Source organism: Ruegeria sp. C8 (assembly GCF_056537565.1).
On record NZ_JBQFRV010000004.1, the window covers coordinates 160,044 to 180,484 of the forward strand.

Annotated in this window: 23 protein-coding genes; 2 read left to right on the forward strand and 21 right to left on the reverse strand. The window is 59.6% G+C overall.

The window, feature by feature from the left end; genetic code table 11:
- Positions 1-25 precede the first annotated feature (25 nt).
- Complete coding sequence (gene pdeM, locus ACR0KL_RS07685) at positions 26-688, forward strand: ligase-associated DNA damage response endonuclease PdeM (protein ID WP_480554732.1); 663 nt, start codon at positions 26-28, stop codon at positions 686-688.
- Positions 689-712: 24 nt separating this feature from the next.
- On the opposite strand, the gene ACR0KL_RS07690 is transcribed toward pdeM, so the two are convergent.
- From ACR0KL_RS07690 to ruvC, 18 genes are all read right to left on the reverse strand, one after another.
- A complete protein-coding gene (locus tag ACR0KL_RS07690; protein WP_170677047.1) occupies positions 713-1,465 on the reverse strand; it encodes a LytTR family DNA-binding domain-containing protein in 753 nt (250 codons plus the stop codon).
- Positions 1,466-1,667: 202 nt separating this feature from the next.
- The gene (gene folD / locus ACR0KL_RS07695; protein WP_170677045.1) at positions 1,668-2,558 is read right to left on the reverse strand and encodes a bifunctional methylenetetrahydrofolate dehydrogenase/methenyltetrahydrofolate cyclohydrolase FolD; all 891 of its coding nucleotides are present in this window, start codon (positions 2,556-2,558) and stop codon (positions 1,668-1,670) included.
- Positions 2,559-2,609: 51 nt separating this feature from the next.
- Complete coding sequence (locus ACR0KL_RS07700) at positions 2,610-2,915, reverse strand: chorismate mutase (protein WP_170471991.1); 306 nt, start codon at positions 2,913-2,915, stop codon at positions 2,610-2,612.
- A 60-nt stretch (positions 2,916-2,975) separates the two neighbouring features.
- A complete protein-coding gene (locus ACR0KL_RS07705; RefSeq protein WP_170471992.1) occupies positions 2,976-4,652 on the reverse strand; it encodes a formate--tetrahydrofolate ligase in 1,677 nt (558 codons plus the stop codon).
- Between the two features lie 165 nt (positions 4,653-4,817).
- Entirely contained in the window at positions 4,818-5,393 is a 576-nt protein-coding gene (locus ACR0KL_RS07710) for an MOSC domain-containing protein (protein ID WP_170677300.1), read from the reverse strand.
- A 94-nt stretch (positions 5,394-5,487) separates the two neighbouring features.
- Complete coding sequence (ftsH, locus tag ACR0KL_RS07715) at positions 5,488-7,404, reverse strand: ATP-dependent zinc metalloprotease FtsH (protein ID WP_170639309.1); 1,917 nt, start codon at positions 7,402-7,404, stop codon at positions 5,488-5,490.
- A 76-nt stretch (positions 7,405-7,480) separates the two neighbouring features.
- Positions 7,481-8,740: a tRNA lysidine(34) synthetase TilS gene (gene tilS / locus ACR0KL_RS07720; protein ID WP_480554729.1), complete on the reverse strand. Its 1,260-nt coding sequence runs from the start codon at positions 8,738-8,740 to the stop codon at positions 7,481-7,483.
- Positions 8,731-9,555, reverse strand: a complete 825-nt coding sequence (ybgF, locus tag ACR0KL_RS07725) for a tol-pal system protein YbgF (RefSeq protein ID WP_170677039.1) — start codon at positions 9,553-9,555, stop codon at positions 8,731-8,733. The genes tilS and ybgF overlap by 10 nt, the downstream gene beginning before the upstream one ends.
- Before the next feature lie 4 nt (positions 9,556-9,559).
- Positions 9,560-10,066, reverse strand: a complete 507-nt coding sequence (gene pal / locus ACR0KL_RS07730; RefSeq protein ID WP_170462258.1) for a peptidoglycan-associated lipoprotein Pal — start codon at positions 10,064-10,066, stop codon at positions 9,560-9,562.
- An 84-nt stretch (positions 10,067-10,150) separates the two neighbouring features.
- A complete protein-coding gene (gene tolB, locus ACR0KL_RS07735) occupies positions 10,151-11,470 on the reverse strand; it encodes a Tol-Pal system beta propeller repeat protein TolB (protein ID WP_170677037.1) in 1,320 nt (439 codons plus the stop codon).
- Entirely contained in the window at positions 11,467-12,570 is a 1,104-nt protein-coding gene (locus tag ACR0KL_RS07740) for an energy transducer TonB (RefSeq protein ID WP_480776843.1), read from the reverse strand. Before ACR0KL_RS07740 ends, tolB begins: the two co-directional genes overlap by 4 nt.
- 15 nt (positions 12,571-12,585) lie before the next feature.
- Entirely contained in the window at positions 12,586-13,056 is a 471-nt protein-coding gene (tolR, locus tag ACR0KL_RS07745; protein ID WP_170472004.1) for a protein TolR, read from the reverse strand.
- Positions 13,057-13,058: 2 nt separating this feature from the next.
- A complete protein-coding gene (gene tolQ / locus ACR0KL_RS07750; RefSeq protein ID WP_170377803.1) occupies positions 13,059-13,754 on the reverse strand; it encodes a protein TolQ in 696 nt (231 codons plus the stop codon).
- A gap of 107 nt (positions 13,755-13,861) precedes the next feature.
- Complete coding sequence (ybgC, locus tag ACR0KL_RS07755; protein ID WP_170472006.1) at positions 13,862-14,245, reverse strand: tol-pal system-associated acyl-CoA thioesterase; 384 nt, start codon at positions 14,243-14,245, stop codon at positions 13,862-13,864.
- Complete coding sequence (locus ACR0KL_RS07760; RefSeq protein ID WP_170677033.1) at positions 14,242-14,865, reverse strand: hypothetical protein; 624 nt, start codon at positions 14,863-14,865, stop codon at positions 14,242-14,244. Before ACR0KL_RS07760 ends, ybgC begins: the two co-directional genes overlap by 4 nt.
- 63 nt (positions 14,866-14,928) lie before the next feature.
- The gene (gene ruvB / locus ACR0KL_RS07765) at positions 14,929-15,948 is read right to left on the reverse strand and encodes a Holliday junction branch migration DNA helicase RuvB (protein ID WP_170677031.1); all 1,020 of its coding nucleotides are present in this window, start codon (positions 15,946-15,948) and stop codon (positions 14,929-14,931) included.
- Between the two features lie 4 nt (positions 15,949-15,952).
- Positions 15,953-16,630 carry a Holliday junction branch migration protein RuvA gene (gene ruvA, locus ACR0KL_RS07770; RefSeq protein ID WP_170677029.1) on the reverse strand — a complete coding sequence of 226 codons (678 nt, stop codon included), beginning with the start codon at positions 16,628-16,630 and terminating at the stop codon, positions 15,953-15,955.
- Complete coding sequence (gene ruvC / locus ACR0KL_RS07775; RefSeq protein WP_170377793.1) at positions 16,627-17,124, reverse strand: crossover junction endodeoxyribonuclease RuvC; 498 nt, start codon at positions 17,122-17,124, stop codon at positions 16,627-16,629. Before ruvC ends, ruvA begins: the two co-directional genes overlap by 4 nt.
- 332 nt (positions 17,125-17,456) lie before the next feature.
- Between ruvC and ACR0KL_RS07780 the strand changes: the two genes are divergently transcribed.
- On the forward strand, positions 17,457-17,672 hold the full coding sequence (locus tag ACR0KL_RS07780) for a DUF1127 domain-containing protein (protein WP_170472013.1): 216 nt from the start codon (positions 17,457-17,459) through the stop codon (positions 17,670-17,672).
- Positions 17,673-17,768: 96 nt separating this feature from the next.
- Here ACR0KL_RS07780 and ACR0KL_RS07785 read toward each other — a convergent pair whose 3' ends face one another.
- The 3 genes from ACR0KL_RS07785 to ACR0KL_RS07795 form a co-directional block, all read right to left on the reverse strand.
- Positions 17,769-18,113 (reverse strand): hypothetical protein, encoded by a 345-nt coding sequence (locus tag ACR0KL_RS07785; RefSeq protein ID WP_170677023.1) that lies wholly within the window; start codon positions 18,111-18,113, stop codon positions 17,769-17,771.
- Between the two features lie 108 nt (positions 18,114-18,221).
- Positions 18,222-19,094 carry a 50S ribosomal protein L11 methyltransferase gene (locus ACR0KL_RS07790; protein ID WP_170665744.1) on the reverse strand — a complete coding sequence of 291 codons (873 nt, stop codon included), beginning with the start codon at positions 19,092-19,094 and terminating at the stop codon, positions 18,222-18,224.
- A gap of 66 nt (positions 19,095-19,160) precedes the next feature.
- The gene (locus ACR0KL_RS07795; protein WP_170462282.1) at positions 19,161-20,393 is read right to left on the reverse strand and encodes an MFS transporter; all 1,233 of its coding nucleotides are present in this window, start codon (positions 20,391-20,393) and stop codon (positions 19,161-19,163) included.
- Positions 20,394-20,441: the final 48 nt, after the last annotated feature.

Consider the following 20,441-nt stretch of genomic DNA (forward strand, 5'->3'; position numbering starts at 1 on the left):
ACGCAAAACGCGCGAAGAACGTTCCATGAACAAGACTGAGTTTTCCTTTGCCGGGCAGAACCTGAGCGCCCTACCCTCAGGCGCATTGTGGTGGCCCGAGCGGCAATTGCTGTGTGTCTCCGACCTGCATCTCGGCAAATCCGAACGCATGGCCCGGCGCGGTGGCGCGATCCTGCCGCCTTATGAGAGTCAGGACACGTTGGACAGGCTGGCCAAAGATCTGGAGTTTACGCGGGCCGCAACCGTAATCTGCCTGGGAGACAGCTTTGATGATCTGGATGCCTCTCTATCGCTTCCCAGCGCCGAGAGGCTGCGCATTGCCACCCTGCAAGCCGGGCGTCGCTGGATCTGGATCGAAGGCAATCACGATCCCGGCCCGGTGGAGCTCGGCGGCACGCATCTGGCCGAGTGGAACTGCGCCACACTCACCTTTCGCCATATCGCGCAGTCCGAGGCAAAAGGCGAGATTTCGGGTCACTATCACCCAAAGGCCACGCTGCGCGCGCGTGGCCGCAGCATTACACGCCCGGCTTTTCTGTTCGATTCAAATCGTCTGATCCTGCCCGCCTTTGGCACCTACACAGGCGGGTTGCGCAGCTCGGATCAGGTTTTGACTGGTCTGATGGGACCGAAGGCATTGGCAATCCTAACGGGCCCTAAACCGCAGATGATCCCAATGCCTCGCTGAGACGGAAGGACGTCGTGCAGCGCCTCAGATCAGGCCGTCCTCTTCCAGCATCGGCCGGTACTTACGGCTGACCGGAACAAGATCGCCATTGACGAGACGCAGGAAGATCTTGCCCTCGGACCGTACACCACCCGCCACAGCCTCATCGCACACCCAATGCGACCGGTGCGAGCAATGGCCTGCAACAGGCTCCATCTCGTCTATGGCATCGGTAAAGCGTGAGCGGATCGTAAAAGTCCCCTCGGAGGTAACGACGTCCACATTGTGGTCACGCACGGTCAGGCGGTAGAACTCACCCTGAAAACTCTCGGGCAGACGGCGCGCGAGCCGTGGCATAGGCTTTAGCTCAGGCTCGGCTTCGACCTGGCCATCATGCCATTCAGCCCGACGCACCAGCAACAGGCCTGTGGCAAACAATATACCGTAACTGGCAACAGTCGCCATCTCGGGCGCCATATGACCACCCCAGGTGAACAGCAACCACGCCATTAGCCAGAGGGTCGGAGTGAACATCATAAGAATCACGACCGCATAGGCCAGATCGCGCGCAGGCAACTGCTCCAAAACCTGATGTCGTTCAATCACACTCCGGGCGCCCCAAATGGCGGCCAATGCCAACACCATAACACCGGCCCAGAACAGCAAACGCAGGGGAAAAGACAGCTCTGCGGCCAGAAATGGAGGGAATACGTAGGCAAGCAAAGGCAGGAAAACAACACCTGCGACCACCCGCTGTGGAGTGCAATGAGAACGCAATAGCCCGATGTTTAACGTCATACTTACAGAACAGCGGCCCAAGACCCAGTCAGGACATCTTGGACGGCCACGGTATTTACTCGGCAACTGACTGGGAAATAACGGATATCATGAATTGAGGTCCTGTAAAACACAATTCATGCATGGGTTTGGGCGCAGGCCGCTGCTCCGGCCCGCGTCTCGTCAGGGTCGGACCGCTAAGAGCGATCCGACACGATAGTGATCAGGCTGTCAGGCCTTCGGGCTCTGGCAGGCCGTTGGCACGGCAGCACGCGGTCAGAGTGTTGGCCAGCAGGCAGGCGATGGTCATCGGACCCACGCCACCCGGAACCGGAGTGATCGCGCCCGCACGCTCAGCGGCGCTGGCGTAGTCGACGTCACCGACCAGCTTGTTTTTGCCGTCACGCTCAATGCGGTTGATGCCAACGTCGATCACGGTCGCGCCTTCTTTGATCCAGTCACCCGGAACCATCTCAGGGCGGCCTACGGCGGCCACAACGATGTCAGCGCGGCGCACGACGTCCGGCAAGTCCTTGGTGCGCGAATGCGCTATGGTTACGGTGCAGCTGTCACCCAGCAGCAGTTGCGCCATCGGCTTACCCACGATGTTCGAGCGGCCAATCACAACCGCATCCATACCCGACAGCGAACCGTGATAGTCGCGCAGCATCATCAGGCAGCCCAGAGGGGTACAGGGAACCATCGATTTCTGACCGGTGCCCAGCAGGCCAACATTCGAGATGTGGAAGCCATCGACGTCTTTGGCCGGGTCGATCGAGTTGATCACCAGGTCTTCGTTCAGGTGCTTGGGCAGAGGCAGCTGCACCAGAATACCGTGAACCGCAGGATCGTTGTTCAGCTCGTCGATCAACGCCAGCAGGTCCTCTTCCGAGGTGTCGGCGTCCAGCTTGTGCTCATAGGAGTTCATGCCGACCTCAACGGTCTGTTTACCCTTTGAGCGTACATAAACCTGGCTTGCAGGGTCTTCGCCCACCAGAACCACGGCCAAACCGGGCGTGATGCCGTTTTCTTCTTTCAGCTTTGCAACCTGATCGGCCACTTGCGCGCGCACTTTCGCCGCAAAGGCTTTGCCGTCGATAACCTGGGCTACCATCCTGTGATCCCTTCTTTCCAAAAACGGATCGGGCGCAGAGCGCCCGGGTGTTCAGTCGGGTCCAATCACACGCTCTTCGCGGGCAATCGACCAATCAATCAAAATGCGCCAAAGCTTTTCGGCCAGATCCGGGTCCATCCCCAACTGATCCGAGCTTGCGCGCACACGTTGCACCACCTCTTCGACACGGTCCGGGATTCGGGCCGGAAGGCCTTCGCCTGGCTTCAACTGCGAGGCGCGATCGATATATCCCGCGCGCGTCACCAACATCTCGATCAGTTGGCGGTCCAGCTTGTCGATCTGAACGCGCAAGTCCTGCATCGTCTCACAGTCTTGCGGCGGTGTCAGAGTGGGCATCGTGATCTCCTCATGGCCCGGGGTGTAATCCCCGGACCACGAGATGGTTTAAAAATCGGCTTAGAACAAGCCCTCAATCTGACCTTCTTCGTTGAGACGGATTGTCTCAGCGGCAGGTTTGCGCGGCAGACCCGGCATGGTCATGATCTCACCGCAGACAACCACGATGAAGCCAGCACCTGCGGACAGACGAACTTCACGTACCGGAACCGAGTGGCCGGTCGGTGCGCCACGCAGGGTCGGGTCGGTCGAGAAGGAGTACTGGGTTTTCGCCATGCAGACTGGCAGGTTGCCATATCCGGCGGCTTCCCATTCCTTCAGCTGGTTGCGGATCTTGTTGTCTGCCAGAACCTCGTCCGCGCGGTAGATGCGCTTGGCGATGGTTTCGACTTTCTCGAACAGAGGCATGTCGTCGGGGTAGATCGGCGCGAAGTTCGCGGTGCCACCTTCAACGATTTCAACAACTTTCTCAGCCAGAGGCGCCGAGCCTTCTGAGCCAAGTTCCCAGTGACGCGACAGAACCGCCTCAACACCGTGATCGGCGCAGTAGCTCTTGACCGCTTCAACTTCGGCGTCGGTGTCGGTGACAAAGTGGTTGATCGCGACAACAACCGGCACACCGAAGGACTTCACGTTCTCGATGTGACGGCCGAGGTTGGCACAGCCAGACTGAACCGCGTCGACGTTTTCGGCACCCAGATCGGCTTTGGCAACGCCGCCGTTCATCTTCATAGCGCGCACGGTGGCAACCAGAACAACGGCCGACGGTGCGATGCCGGCTTTGCGGCACTTGATGTTCATGAATTTCTCGGCACCCAGGTCAGCACCAAAGCCCGCTTCGGTCACGACATAGTCAGCAACTTTCAGCGCGGTTTTGGTCGCGATGACCGAGTTACAGCCGTGCGCGATGTTTGCGAACGGGCCGCCGTGGACGAAGGCCGGGTTGTTTTCCAGCGTCTGCACCAGGTTCGGCTGCATGGCGTCCTTCAGCAGAACGGTCATTGCGCCTTCTGCCTTGATGTCGCGGCAGTAGACCGGGGTCTTGTCGCGGCGGTAAGCAACGATGATGTCGCCCAGACGCTTTTCCAGGTCTTTCAGGTCGTTTGCCAGACAGAGGATCGCCATAACTTCGGACGCAACGGTGATGTCAAAGCCTGCTTCACGCGGGAAGCCGTTCGACACGCCACCCAGAGAGGCCGTGATCTGACGCAGAGCGCGGTCGTTCATGTCGACCACACGACGCCATGCAACGCGGCGAACATCGATCTCAGCTTCGTTGCCCCAGTAGATATGGTTGTCGATCATCGCCGACAGTAGCGAGTGCGCCGAAGTAATCGCGTGGAAGTCACCTGTGAAGTGCAGGTTCATTTCTTCCATCGGAACAACCTGAGCGTAACCACCACCTGCAGCGCCGCCCTTCATGCCGAAGTTCGGGCCAAGCGAAGCTTCACGTATACAGATCATCGCGTTTTTGCCGATGCGGTTCAGGCCATCGCCCAGACCCACGGTGGTGGTGGTCTTGCCTTCACCCGCAGGGGTCGGGTTGATCGCGGTGACCAGGATCAGCTTGCCATCTTCGCGGTCCTGGACCGAGTTTATGAAGTCCTGGCTGACCTTCGCTTTGTCGTGGCCGTAAGGCAGCAGATCGGCGGATTCGATGCCGATCTTTGCGCCGATTTCCTGAATCGGCTTTTTGTTCGCTTCGCGCGCGATTTCGATGTCAGATTTGTAGCTCATTGGGCAGGGTCCCTGATTGAATGCCGTGCAAAACCGACGCGGCGCGTCGGTGCTGTGAAACCCATACAGTTGCATACCCAAGCAGTGGCTAAGGATTCCGACATATTCGTGCCGCGAAACGGCGTCGCTTAATTTCAAGCGTTTCCAATCGGAAACGAATGAGCGCTATGGCTGCCAGAGCGGCTGATCGGGAACAAACAGCTGCAAACGATCGCCGATATGCAGGTCCCCCGGCCGCTCGACCCAGCCGGTGACCCCCCGCTGCCCCTGCGCGGCCGGTTTGAAGGCGGCACCGTAGCCGCTGTGATCCGCCTCGATCTCACGTCCGGGCAGGACACAAGGTGCGTTTTCCATATCCACTGTAATCGTCAAACCCGCCTCGGACCGCAGGCGCGAGGACGGCGGGATATGAGAAAAGTCAGGGATGCCATTCAACACGATCGAGGCCCCCAAATAGGACGGATCAAGATGGTCCATCTCCATCGCGGCGGCAATCTCGGACAGCTCCTCGGCTGACAGAATCGACACCTGACGGACATTCCGAATCTCGGTGCCTTTCGGGTAGACATTGCTGACACGCACACATGAAGCACGGTTGAGCCCCTCGTGCCGTTCGCCCTGCACCCCTTCAAAGCCAAACTCCAACGTCTCAACGGGCTGAGCGCGCAGCGACTGACCGGCCGGGACGCGCCCCAACCAGACGACCTCGGCAGAGTATTCGGTTTCACGCAGGAACGGCATGGGGTTTTCCTTCTTCATCCATTTGCCCGCATAATGACCAGCAGTTGGTGGATGAAAAGAAAAAACCCGAGGTCTGGACCTCGGGTTTATATGTTTAAGCGGTTGGCTCCGGCTCCATCCCACCTTCGGGCGGAGATTTCTTGGGTTTGGTCTTGGGAATAGCCGTGACGCTGGGCGCGCTGCCCTGATCCGGGCTGTCGCCCTCGTCATCGCCTTCGGTCGGCGCATCCCCGTTCATGACACGCTTGATCTCGTCGCCGGTGAGGGTTTCGTATTCCAACAGGCCCTGCGCCAGACGCTCCCATTCCTCACTCTTGTCGGTCAGGATCTGGTGAGCGCGCTCATAGCCCTGCTGAATCAGGCGCTTCACCTCTTCCTCGATCAGCTCTTTGGTATGGGCCGAGACCGAGAAACCAGCAGTGTTGCCCGAGTAGCCTTCATGGGCTTCGGCGTAGTCGATATTGCCGACCTTGTCCGACATACCCCAGCGCATCACCATCGCGCGCGCCAACTGGCTCGCCTGCATGATGTCACCCGCCGGGCCGTTCGAGACATGGTCTTCGCCATATTTGATGACTTCGGCCGCCTTGCCCGCCATGGTCATGGCCAGCTTCTGCTCACACTCATCACGGTGATAGTTCAGGCGATCCATCTCCGGTAGAGAGACAACCATACCTAGCGCGCCACCGCGCGGAATGATCGTTGCCTTGTAAACTGGGTCGCACATCGGCAGTTCCAGACCAACAACGGCGTGGCCGGCCTCGTGATACGCGGTCTTTTCCTTCTGATCCTGGGTCAGCACCATCGAGCGGCGCTCAGCCCCCATCATCACCTTGTCCTTGGCGTTCTCGAAGTCCTCCATGGTGACAAAGCGGCGGCCCACACGGGCGGCCATCAGCGCGGCCTCGTTCACGAGGTTTGCCAGATCCGCACCCGAGAAGCCCGGAGTACCGCGCGCGATGATGCGCAGGTCAACATCAGGGCCCAGAGGCGTCTTGCGCGCGTGAACACCCAAGATCTTCTCACGGCCTTTGATGTCGGGGTTCCCAACGGTCACGTTCCGGTCGAAACGTCCGGGACGCAGCAGAGCCGGGTCCAGAACGTCTTTACGGTTGGTCGCGGCCAGAATGATCACACCTTCATTGGCCTCAAAACCGTCCATCTCGACCAGCAACTGGTTGAGGGTCTGTTCGCGCTCATCGTTACCACCGCCATAGCCGGCACCACGATGGCGACCAACAGCGTCGATTTCGTCGATGAACACAATACAAGGCGCGTTCTTCTTGGCTTGCTCGAACATGTCGCGGACACGGCTCGCACCGACACCCACGAACATTTCAACGAAGTCAGAGCCTGAGATGGTGAAGAACGGCACACCCGCCTCACCCGCAATCGCACGGGCCAGAAGCGTTTTACCGGTACCCGGAGGGCCAACCAGCAACGCACCTTTTGGGATCTTGCCACCCAGACGGCTGAATTTCTGCGGGTTGCGCAGGAATTCAACGATCTCTTCCAGCTCTTCCTTGGCTTCGTCGATGCCAGCAACGTCATCAAAGGTCACGCGGCCGTGCTTTTCGGTCAGCATCTTGGCCTTGGACTTGCCAAAGCCCATCGCGCCGCCTTTGCCGCCGCCCTGCATCCGGTTCATGAAATAGACCCAGACACCGATCAGCAGCAGGAAGGGCAGCAGAGTGATCAGGAACGACTGGAAGCCTGATTGCTGCTGCTTGACCGCTTCGACCGGGATCTGTTCATCGATCAGCAGTTTCGTGACCTCGGCGTCGCCGGGTTTGATTGTGGTGTAATTCGCGCCGCTTTGTGTGGTGTAGCGAATTTGCTCACCATCCAGCGTGACGTTCTTGACCTCACCGCTTTGAACGGCGCTGACAAAGTCGGAATAGGTGCGTTCATTGCCCTGAAGTGTCCCGCCAGGTCCGCTGAACAAGTTGAACAGTGCAAGGATCAGCAGGAACAGAACGACCCAGAAGGCGATATTACGAGCGTTGCCCAAGGAAATTCTCCTAAAAGATTTCGGCAGACAAGGACCTGCCGGGTTGCTTCTTAAAATAGAGAGGATTGGCTGAGGTTCAATGCGATAAAAAAGATGCGTGAAACTCAGGCCAATCAGGGACCAGATCAGCGCGCCAGCCATTGGCGAATCCGGCTAGGGGTGCGGCCTCAAGAATGTCGCCCCTCCAAACCGCTGGGGACGCTTGCAAAGCAAGCCGTGGACGCCCGGTGGCGCGCCAGTCGGGCAACATCTGCAAGCCGTTTTCACCAAGTGCCCGAATCTCAGCGCCCGGAATATCGGGGCCGGACAGCACCCATCGCGCGTCCCATGTACCCGTGATTTTCGCGGTCAGGCCATCAACCGCGTTGAATTCCCTGCAGATCCACTGTTTTTCTGCCTGAGAAAACAGCAAACAGCCCCCAATTGCACCAGAATCTCCGTTCAGAATGGCCTGCAAGGCCTGATCCACTGCTGATTGGCGCGGCGGGTAACCCGCCCCTGCGATCCACGCCACTGCGCCAACCAGAACCCTGCGGCGGATTTCTTCGGGCAGCGCGGCAAAGCAATCGCGATCCAGCACAACGGACCCGGCATCGACCGTAGCAACCCGTTGGGCGGAGTCCTGCGCATAACGTTCCAACGCCTCACGCGCTTGTGTAAGGTTGTCGGCGACGCGCGTCAGGGTTTCGGCCGAAATACCAAGCGGCTTTAAATCCGACACGGCTTGCCGCGCCTTGATCCGATCAAAGCTGGTATCCTGATTCGAGGGGTCCTCGACCCAATGCGTGCCAATCTCGATCAAATAGGCCCGCAGCCGGTCCCGAGTGATCCCCAGCATGGGGCGCAACAGGTCGATCCCATCGCGGGTCCGAGCGCTTGGCATACCCGACAACCCCGTGACGCCGGCTGAACGGGCCAGTCGCATCAGAAGCGTTTCGGCCTGATCATCCGCCGTATGGCCCAACGCAATCGCTTTTATGTCGTTGCGCTTCGCCCAATCGGTCAGCATGGCATACCGCGCCTGCCGAGCCTGATCCTGCAGGTTGCCTGCACCATCCCAGCCCTGCCAACGCAAAGTGTCGTGGGGGATACCCAACGCGGCGGCCTGTTTTGCAACCGTTCGGGCCTCATCCGCGGACTCAGCGCGTAAACCGTGGTCGACCGTGGCGGCGAATAGTTCCCCCCCCTCATCCGACGCAATACGGTGCAAAAGGTGCATCAGGGCAACCGAGTCCCCTCCGCCCGAGACCGCGATGCCCAGACGCTCCGGCAAACGTTCAGGCAACCGGGCGCGCAGGTCGGATGTCAGTGTGTCGAGTGGCGGGGTCAAGAACACCCCAAGGAGGCCATTTCCTGCACCGCACTTGAGGCTTGACCCGAGGAAGGGAAGCGCACGCCAACCTCGGACAAGGTGATGCAGGCTTGATCGGTCTGGCCCAAACGGCCCAAAGCTGCGCCAAGTTCGAACAGAGCTTCGGGCGCCACGGCACCTTCGGAATCTCCGGTGAAGCTGGCGAGGAATGCACGCGCGGCCTCGCGCGTATCCCCGAGCCCTTCGAGCGCTTTACCGCGGTTCAAATGCGCCTCGGGTGCAAGCGGGCTACCGGGATATGAAGTGTCAAATTGTGCGAACATCGTGGCAGCAGTCTGGAAATCACCATCGGCCAGCGCCTGCGACGCATCGTCAAAATCCGCTCGCTCGCCAACGGCCAGCTCGCCCTGGTCCGAAGTGTTCGGCTCCGTCGGCGCGGGTGTTACCGCAGCGGTGGATTCCCCTTCACCACCCAAAGTCGAGGTCTCACCCAGTGTCGATAGATCGCCGCCTTCCAGCTCAACCAGACGGAACTCAAGATCGCCGATCCGGTTGGTGCCGTCGGTCACGATGTTCTGGACACGCTGGTTCAGTTGCTCGGTCTGACGGGTCAGGCGCTGCAGCTCGGCCTCTATCGCATCGACCCGTTCAAGGATCGAGCTTCCGGACAGGTTCGGCGCGGGAGAGCCGGTGGTCGAAAACTCACGCTTAAGGCGCTGTATCTCGACATGAAGCACCGTCAGCTCCTGCCGGATATCCGCCAGGGTCTGCTGATCCTGTGCTTGCGCCACGCCCGCTGTTGCCACAACTGCGGCCAGAACCCATCCTGCAACTCTCATCGTCTTACCCCAAGGTTGAACCGGTCAGCACCGTCACCGCGCGGCGGTTTTTGGAATAGCAATCTTCGGTGCTGCAAATCTCGATCGGGCGTTCTTTGCCGAAGCTGACCGTCGTCAGACGATTGCCTGCGACCCCACGCGAAATCAGGTATTCACGCGCCGCATTGGCCCGACGTGCGCCCAGCGCAAGGTTGTACTCACGCGTGCCCTGCTCATCCGCGTGACCTTCGATGGTTGCCACGTAATCCGGGTTGGCCAGCAGCCATTCCGCCTGCCCTTGCAGCACCGTCTGTGCCTGCGGCGATAGGGTGGATTGATCGACCGCGAACAGGACACGATCCCCGACCGTCTGCTGGAAATAGGCGGGTGAGCGCGGATCACTAGGAGAGCCCGCGACAATCGAGCCGCTACCACCAGCGCCGCTGCCACCCAAAGCCGAAGGATCATTGTTGGTACAGGCCGCGACCACGCTCAGCGCGCCCAAGGCCAGGATTTTGCCCAATACGTTCATCTCAAGTGCCTCGTTGTTTTGTTTGTTGCCGCCTGTCTATCACAGCGACTGTTTCTTGTGAACTTTGCCGCGCAGTGGCGGCGATCAATTCTGCAATGGCCCCCAGGACGGGTCGCTGCCGCCATCCGGCGTGCGCACGGGGCGCAGGTTTCGACCCGAGATATCCACGGAATAGAGCGTCGCCCGTCCACTTGCGCCCTGCGTCTCGCGCGTGAACATGATGACGCGGCCGTTTGGCGACCACGTCGGGCCTTCGTCGAGGAAGGACGATGTCAGCAGGCGCTCCTCGCTGCCATCGGTGCGCATCACGCCGATATGGAACCGACCTTTGTTCTGCTTGGTGAAGGCAATCAAATCACCGCGTGGCGACCAGACCGGCGTACCATACCGCCCCTGACCAAAGCTGATCCGCGTCGCTTCACCCCCATTTGCCGCCATCACGTAAAGCTGCGGCGTGCCCGAGCGGTCGCTTTCAAACACGATCTGGCTTCCATCCGGCGAATAGCTGGGCGCGGTTTCAATCGCAGGCGTGTTGGTCAGGCGGCTGCTTTGGCCTGAGGCCAGATCCATCCGCCAAAGATCGGTGTTGCCGCCCTGAATCAGCGAATACACAATCGACCGCCCGTCCGGCGAAAAACGCGGAGAAAAGCTCATGGTGCCGTCCTGCGTTTGCAGCTCGCGCCGCTGCACACGACCGACATCCAGAATGTAGATCCGCGGGCTGCCGCTTTCATAGCTGGTATAGAGCAGTTGCTCGCCAGTCGGCGAAAAGCGCGGGGCCAGAACGATGGCCGCGCTATCCGTCATATACTGAACATTGGCCCCATCATAATCCATGATAGCCAACCGTTTGAGGCGCTGGTTCTTCGGGCCGCTTTCTGACACAAACGCAACGCGACTATCGAAATAGGCGCCCTCACCGGTGATCCGGCTGTAAACCTGATCAGCGACTTTATGCGCCATGCGCCGCCAGCCATCTGTGGTGCCCGCCAACTGCAGGCCGTTTCCAAGCTCCTGTCCCGAGAACACATCCCAGACCCGGAACCGAACCGTCAGCCGCTTGCCCGAGACGTTCACCGCCCCTGTCACCAAAGCCTGCGCGTTGATCGCTTTCCAATCGGCAAACTGGACCGGAGCGTCAAAGCTGCTGACCCGGCTGATAAACGCGTCCGAGGAGATTTCGCGGAATAACCCCGTTCCGGTCAGATCCGCTGCGACGACACGCGAGATATCGTTGGCGTACTGCGTCGCTGCCGGGCCATCGGGCACGAAGTTGGGAACCGCAAAGGGCATCGGCTCGATGATGCCTTCGTCGATTTCCAACCGCAGGGGGCTGTTCTGAGCGTAAACCGGAGCCGACACGAGGGTCAGCCCAAGAAAGAGGCTGGTCAGAAATTTCATCATTTGATCCGCATCCTCTCGGGATTGAATGTAATCTCAATATCCTGCCAGTGATTGTATTTGTCAGCAGGCAGATCATATCCACGCGCGCCACAGCGCAAAATTGCGCGTCGGGCCGCCTGATAGGCTTGATTTTCGGCACCCGAAGCGCCGCCAGAGCTATTCAGCAAACGAATACTCTCGCTGATAATCGTGCCATCTCGATTGAGTGAGAACGCAACCGTTACCACCACGTTCAGCGCATCGGTCGACAGCGATCCAACATTCCAGCAACGCGAGACCGCAACGCGCATCGCGTCCTTTTCACCGCTGGTGAGCGGTGGGCCGGAGGGTTCAGTTCCACCCGCCAATGCTTCGGACAACGCGTCATTGATGGCGTCACTATTGTCCGGCGCAGGCGTTGGCGTGGGCGTTTCCGGGGCCGGTTCGGGGGTTTCTGCAACCTCAGGCGCGGGTTCAGGACGGTTGGGCCGCACACGCGGACGCGGCGAGGTCAGAGGCGCTGGCTCGTTGGTCTCTTCGGCCTCAGTCACGATCTCGGGCGCGGCTTCTTCCGGGGCCGTCTGATCTTGTTGCTCTTGCTGCGTCTCAGCGCCTTCATCCAGTGAGACCGGGGGCGTTTCCACCTCGGCCGGTTCAGCCTCGGGCGGAGGCGGCGCGATGGCCTCGGGGGCGACACGCTCAGCCGGGCTGGGTTGCGCTTCAGGTCCCGGCGGCACCGGCAAGGCGGCCGTTTCCGGTTCCGTCAATGTCGGAGGTTCTTCGGGTAGCTCAGGCTCGGGCGGAACCTCGACCGTTTCGGGGACAGTCTCAGGCTCCGGCTCTGCGGGCGTCACCGGTTCAGGACGTGGTTGTTCTTCCGGTGTCACCTCGGGGGTGCTGACCTCAGGTTCCGGCGCGTCGGGTTGTTCCAGAGTACCCGGCGACTCCGGCAACTCAGGCGCATCGCGCTGCGCCGTGAGCGCTGCGAATTGCTCAGCCGAAATCACGGAAACATCCTGCACTTGTGTCGGCAGCGGCTCGGATCGGAAGGTGCCGCCGAACAACGCCCAGCCGATCAGGCTGACATGCGCAATCGCTGAAATCTTGGTGCCGGTATCCACCGCGCGACCCCACCTTTACCCATCGTCCAGCGTCGGCCCGCCGGTATCCGTCACCAGACCCACATTCGAAAACCCGCCCGCATTCAACGCGCCCATCACCTGCATCACCTGCGCGTAGGGGATCGCCCCATCCGCCCGCAGGAAGACACGGTCACTGCTGCGCTCAGCCGCTATGGCGCGCAAACGTCCGATCAGCTCTTCGCGCGCGATATCCGTAGTCTGGATCTGAATACGGCCATCGGCGGTCAGCGTGACGGTCAGCGGTTCCTCACTATCGCCGGGCAAGGCGCTTGCGGCAGTCTTGGGCAGGTCAACCGGCACACCAACGGTCAGCAGAGGCGCTGCGACCATGAAGATGATCAACAGCACCAGCATGACGTCGACAAACGGCGTGACGTTGATCTCAGCCATCGGCTGGGCGCGACCACGCCGCCGTCCGCGCCTACGTCCGTTCCCGCCCGAGCTTTGCTGAACCGCGGCCCCCATGGTTAGCTGTCCAACTGGCGCGACAAGATGGTGGCGAATTCATCGGCAAAGGCCTCATAGCCTCCGACGATTCGGTCACTATCGGCGCTGAGCTTGTTGTAGAAAATCACAGCTGGGATCGCGGCCAGCAGGCCAAGACCAGTTGCCAGCAAAGCTTCGGCAATGCCGGGGGCCACAACGGCGAGGTTGGTATTCTGCTGCTCGGCAATCTCGATAAAGGCGTTCATGATGCCCCAGACCGTACCAAACAGACCAATGAACGGAGCGGTTGAGCCGACAGTCGCCAAGATCGGCAGACCTTTCTGCAGTGTCTCCGCTTCTTTCGCGATTGCCACATCCATGGACCGGTCGATCCGAGCCGTCGCCCCGGCGATCAAACCGCCATCCGTGCGATGCGACCTGCGCCATTCGATCATACCTGCCGCAAAGATCTTCTCAGAACTGCCATCGGGCTGCGAGCCGATCTGCTCAAACAACTCATCGAGCGGGTTGCCAGACCAGAAGCTCTCATCAAATTTCTGCGCCTCACGCCGAGCCGCACGGTAGTTGATGAGCTTCTGGATGATGATGCCCCAAGACCAGATCGACGCCGCGATCAGCATTAGCATCACCAATTTTACGATAAAGGTCGCGCGGGCATACAACCCCCACATGGAGAAATCGATCTCCTGCGCCAGCGCCAGCGTTTCAGCTTCCATGAACCTGCTCTTTTTTGCCTGATGGCCGTTTGTTTGGCCTTGTTTTGCCAAACGCTAACGCAGTTGGGGTTGAAAAGCCAACAGAACCACCCCCGGCTGCGAAAATGTTACATCAATGCGCGAATCTCTGCCGGAAGGCGGATTGGTTTGCCGTCTTTGTTGATGCAAACCGCCGTGACCGAAGCGCGGAAAATATCGGTCTCACCCCGTTTCACAAGCTGCGCCATGGTCAGGCGCACGCCGGAAATCTCGGTCACTTCAGTTTCGACGATCAATTCGTCGTCAAACTTGGCGGGTGACAGGTAGTCCGCCTCGACCCGCCGTACGACCCAGACGATCCCCTCATCCCGCATGGCGTTCTGGTCATTGCCCAAACGGCGCACCCAGTCCGAGCGCGCACGTTCGATGTAGCGCAGGTAGTTCGCGTGATAGACGACCCCGCCCATGTCGGTGTCCTCATAGTAAACGCGAACTGGAAAGATGTGCTTCATTGCGGCAGCTCCAACCGGGCAAACAGGCGAAGCGCGTACGAGGCATCCTGCGCCGACCCCGGCAAAATCGGATCGTAAGCGGCCCGGATCAGGCCCGCAATATCCGGGCGCAGGATCGTCGCCTCACCCGCCACAGCCAGAGGCGATTGCTTTCGAAACGCCGTATCCGACCAGAGCAGAATGGTCTGCACCACTTGACTGAGCGCCAGAGTCTCGGCCGGGACTTTGGACAGCTCTTTATCCACGCGCAGAAACACAAAGGCCGCGCGGATCGCGCCGTCTTCTTCGAACCGGAAGATGCGGTATTGATTGGCATCCGCTGCCACCAGACGCTCAACCAAAGGCGCAAGATCGGGGACAAGACGATCCAGATCCGGAACCTCCAGCAACTCCTGCCAGTCGCGGAAGAAAAAGACCATGCAATTGGCGCCCAGCTCTGGGTCCGTTTCGGCCATCTTGTGACCGGCCAGCGTCACCACGGCCTCGAACGCGCCTTTGACGGTTGCCAGCGTCTCATCCTCGACACCGAAAACGATCGGTACAATGGGACGACCCCACCGCGCAAACAGGAACTCTCCGCTTTCGCGCGTAAACAGCGCCTCGATCTCGTCCGGTGTCACGCCCAGCCTTTCATCATTTTAACAATGCTCTCACCGAAGACTTAAAATTTCTGGGTGATGCCTTCAACCAAACAGATCGCTCTGACCCTTTGGTGCAGCCATGCCCAAATGCGTCCACGCCTTCTGCGCCAACATCCGCCCGCGCGGCGTGCGTTGGATCAGTCCCTGCTGCAGCAAATATGGTTCGATCACTTCCTCAAGCGAGTCTCGGCTTTCCGACAAGGCCGCCGACATCGTCTCAATCCCAACCGGACCACCGCCATAGTTCTCGGCGACCAGTTTCAGATACCGGCGGTCTGCGCCATCCAACCCGAGATGATCGACGCCCAATCGGGTCAGCGCCCCATCGGCCAATTCACGCGTAATCCGCCCGTCGCCTTCGACGATCGCGAAATCCACCACACGCCGCAGCAGCCGCCCTGCGATCCGGGGCGTGCCGCGCGACCGCCGCGCTATCTCTCGCGCGCCGTCGTCGTCTGATGGCGCGCCCAGCTTGCGGGCGTTGCGGGTGACGATCTCGTGCAATTCATCGACCGTGTAGAACTGCAACCGGGTCGGGATACCAAAACGGTCGCGCAGCGGCGTGGTCAGCAGACCCATCCGCGTGGTGGCTCCAACCAGCGTAAACGGCTGCAACTCGATCCGAACGGTACGGGCAGCTGGACCTTCGCCTATTACCAGATCGAGTTCAAAATCCTCCATCGCGGGATAGAGAACTTCCTCGACCGCCGGGTTCAAGCGATGGATTTCATCGATAAACAACACATCCCGCGCTTCCAGATTGGTCAGGATCGCCGCTAGGTCGCCCGCCTTGGCCAGAACCGGACCAGAGGTCATACGGAAATTCACCCCCAACTCGCGCGCCATGATTTGCGCCAGCGTGGTTTTCCCCAAACCCGGAGGACCATGGAACAGGGTATGATCCATCGCCTCGCCGCGCTGCTTGGCGGATTGGATGAAGATGCGCAGGTTTGCACGCGCCTCGGCCTGACCAATGAACTCATCCAGCCCTTGCGGACGAAGGGCGCGGTCATTGTCCTCGGGCAGAGGGTCAGGCCGCAGCGTGGGATTGGCATCTACCATTCAATCACCCTTTCGGAGCCAGCAGCTTGAGCGCCGCGCGGATCAATTCAGCCTCACCCGCGTCGGGCAGATTGGCCGCCGCCTCCGCCACGGCTGAGGCCGCCTCGGATGGGCCATATCCCAAATTCGACAAAGCCGACAACGCCCCCGCAGAGGCCGCCGCCGATCCCGAGGCCGGTTTCGCGGTCCGCTTCGGCGCTGATTGCGGCTCGACGGTCTCAACAACCTCCAACGCTGGGCCGTCCATCGCCTCGGTCACGGTGCCGCCCATCGCCATTACTCCCGGCGCCTTGTCCTTAAGGTCCAGCACGATGCGCTGAGCGGTCTTCGGACCGACCCCCTTGGCAGCCTTCACCGCGCCCCAATCGCCCAGAGCAATCGCGCGGCTTACCCCATCCGACCCCAACGCGCTGAGAATAGCCAGCGAGACCTTGGCCCCGACGCCCTGAACCGAACACAGCAGTCGATGCCATTCCTTCTCGATCAGGGAGAGAAAACCATAAAGCTGCATCAGATCTTCACGCACGACCATGTCAGTATAGATCGAGACAGCCTCACCCACGCCTGGCAACGCAGCCATGGTCCTGTCCGAGCAATAGACGATATAACCCACGCCCCGCACGTCGATCAGGATGTGATCTGCGGCGCGATAATCTAGACGCCCTGTCAGTTTACCGATCATGCCCTCACCTCTTTCACACGCGGCTGCTGTGTCTTGCCGTAATACGCATGACAGATCGCGATCGCCAATGCATCCGCCGCGTCCGCACCCTTGGGCAAACACCCTGGCAGCTGCAGCTTGACCATGTGCAGGACCTGCTCTTTCTCGGCATGCCCAACGCCAACGACGGTTTTTTTGACCCGGTTCGGAGCATATTCCCCCACCGGCAGCCCGGCCTGCGCCAGCGTCAGCAATGCAACACCTCGCGCCTGACCCAGTTTGAGCGTCCCGGCACCATCCTTGTTCACGAAAGTCTGCTCGATCGCAGCTTGGTCGGGCCTGTATTCGGCGATGACCTCGACAATCTGATTGTGCAGAGACAGCAGCCGCTCGCCCAGATCATCCCCGTCAGATTTGCACAAACCGTTCGAAACGTGGCTCAACCGGCTGCCATTTGATTCGATGACGCCCCATCCCAGGGTCCTAAGCCCCGGATCAATGCCCAGAATTCGCATGCTTCGCCTCAGCCCGCTCGGGTTTTGTGATCTTTTTTCAACGGATAGCACGAAGCGTGAACATTTTCCAAGCGAATTGACCCTAAGTCTGAAAACGACACCGCCATCCCGTGCGCGACACAAAGGACGGTTTGCGACTTCGAAAAGTCTGAAATCGACACTTATATGAACCCAATTTAACCATGTTTTTAAGGTGCTTACAGATTTGGCAAGCGTTGCAAAAACTGCATAGGACACATGCAAAAAATGCTATTGCGCGGGCAAATCTTCGACACTAGATGCCGCTCAGATCGCAAGATCAAATGTTCACACAAACCAGAAGGAAACAGGATATGGCTGCACTGGACTCGACCCGCATCGCCACCACTGGCTCATTCGGCCTCGTTGGCCGTATCGGCGCATTTTTCACATCGGTTGCACATGCCGCCGTCGATTGGAATGACGCCCGCGTAACACGCAACGTGCTGACCGGTCTGAGCGACCGCGAACTGGATGATATCGGCCTGTGCCGCGGCGACATCGACGTCATCGCCGAAGGCCGCCGGTAAGACGACCCCCTCGCTATACGCCCTTTCTCCTCCCTGTGGGGCGCAAAGAAACACCGCGAGCCGAAAGGCCGCGGTGTTTTCTGTTTCAGCTTGTGCTTAATAGAGAACTTTGTTGAGCTGAACCGAGAGGAACTGTGAAACCGGGTCGATCTGCATGATCCAAGCGCCTGCCTGTTCGACTTGGGTGCCTTCTTTCAAGCTGTCGATGCGGTATTGATATCCTGAGGGACCGAGGCTGGACAAAAGAAACGCCTTGAAGCCGAAAACCGCAAGAATTGTAAACACCAATACTTTAGCCGGAACCGCTGAGCGGACCCTTTGCGGCTTCATCACCACCAGACCATCTTTGCGCATCGTTGCGCGATAGCCTTTGCTGAGTTTCGAGTGCTTCTTGTTCAGACGCTGAACGCGCTGATCAAATTCCAGTTGTTTTCCCGCCATGGCAGCCTCCACAAAACCGCCCCCCATCAAAATGATTAAAAAAGGGTAAGCATAGATTGCGACAAAAACGTGGCGCGACTCTAGAAAACTCCTGTAAATGGCCCCGATTTAGCCCTGTTTACTTAAGATTAGCGTCGTCCATTCACCAATCTCACCTCGATGATGCAGATTGAAGCCATTCTGGGAATAAACATTCACAACATCATCGGCCTGTTCGTTCAGGATTCCCGACAGGATCGCAAAGCCATCAGCCCGCAGATTCGCCGAGATTTCCGGCGACAGAGCGACCAGCGGACCCTTCAGGATGTTGGCGAAAATCAAGTCATAGGGCGCGTGCGCGTTCAGGTCCGGGTGATCGAAGCCAGCGGCCTCGACACAGTGAACCTGACCGGACATGCCATTGGCCTTCAGGTTCGCTTCGGCCACATCAACGGCAACTTGATCAATATCACTGGCGATGATGTCGCCTTCCCAGACACGCGCAGCCGCCATGGCCAGCACGGCAGTCCCACACCCGATATCGGCGACTTTGCTGGCCGAGAACCCTTCGTCCAGTAACTGATCCAGCGCCTTCAGACAGCCCAGAGTGGTTCCGTGGTGGCCGGTACCAAAGGCCATCGCGGCCTCGATCAACAGGGGGATGCGGTCTTCGGGCAGTTTGTCGGCATCGTGGCTGCCATAGACAAAGAACCGACCCGCTTCGACCGGGGCCAGTTCGCGGCGCACATGGGCGACCCAGTCGGTTTCGGGCAGTTCAGACACCACAAAGGGCTTGGCCTCAAACGCCGCAGCCAGCACGGCCAGCGCCGTCTCATCAGGGGCTTCGGTGAAATACCCGCCAACCTCCCACAGGCCTGAGCCATCTTCGACCTCAAAAACGCCAACGCCAGTGGGTTCGGGATCCAGACGCTCCATCGCTTCGCCAAGACCTTCGGCGGGTTTTTTGCCGGTCAGCGTGGTAAGAGCGGTGAATGTGGGCATGGGGGCCTCCTGTCTGGGTCACGACAGCGCCTAGGGCGTGGGCCCGCCAAGGTCAAGCTCTTGCGCCTATTCGGCGGGGGCCGGCGCGTACTTGGTCAGGATCGTCTCATTGCCCCGTTCAGGATGGCGCGGGATCAGCAGAGACAGGGCGAGCGAGATCATTGCCATCGCCGCCGCCAGTGCAAACACTGCACCCGGTGAGGCCACCCAAAGCAACCCAAGCAGCGCAGGCAGGAACACGGCCGCGATATGGTTGATGGTAAACGCCACGGCGGCCGTCGGTGCGATATCGGCGGGATCGGCGATTTTCTGGAAATAGGTCTTCAGGGCCAAAGCCAGCGCGAACAGTACATGGTCGATCACATAGAGTGTCGCGGCTAAAACCACGCCCCACCCAAACCAGTAGATGCCACCATAGGCTGCGAAAACGATGGCCAGCCCGGCATATTCGAAGATCAGCGTCCGACGTTCACCAAATTTGGAAACCGCTTTGCCCAGCATCGGAGCCGCGGCCATATTGATCACGAGGTTGATCAGATACAGGCTGGTGAGTTCGTGCACCTCGAACCCGAATTTCTCGACCATCATGAAGCCAGCAAACACCACAAAGATCTGACGGCGCGCGCCCGCCATGAATTGGAGCGCGTAATACAGCCAGTAGCGTTTGCGCAGGATCAGCTTTTTGGTCTGCGGCGTCGGCGCGTCGAATTGCGGATAGGCCAGCAGGCAAAACAGAGCCAAAAGCGCCGTCGCACCGCCCGCCATCATGAAGACGAAGTTGTAGGACAGGTCGAACCGATCCCATGTCAGGACGATCAGCCCATAGACCACTGCCGTCGCAGCCGAGCCCATCGCCACAAGCCATCCCAGAATCTGCGGCGCGCGGTCCTTTGGAAGCCATTGCAACTGCAGCGACTGGTTGACCGTCTCGTAGTAGTGAAAGCCGATCGAGCTAAAGAGCGTTACGAATAGCAGCCCACCAAGGCTTGGGAACCATGCAGTCACCGCCGTCGCCACGCCCAGCATCATCAGCGAGATCATGGCCAGCACCTGCTCCCGCACAAAGATGATCACAGCGATCACACCGACGGCCAGAAAACCCGGTATTTCCCGCACAGTGTGCAACAAGCCAATATCTGCGCCATCGAAATTCGCCACTTCGATGACAAAGTTGTTCAAAAGCGCGCTCCACCCATTGAACGCAATGGGCATAGTCAGCGCCATCATGAACAGCAGCGTGATCGGGCGCCGCCAAAACGGCAGGCTTTGCGCCTCGGAAAGTGGCATTGGTTTCAACATGCGACTCCCTCTACGCCGATTTTTGCGCTTTGGCGAGAGGAGAGATCC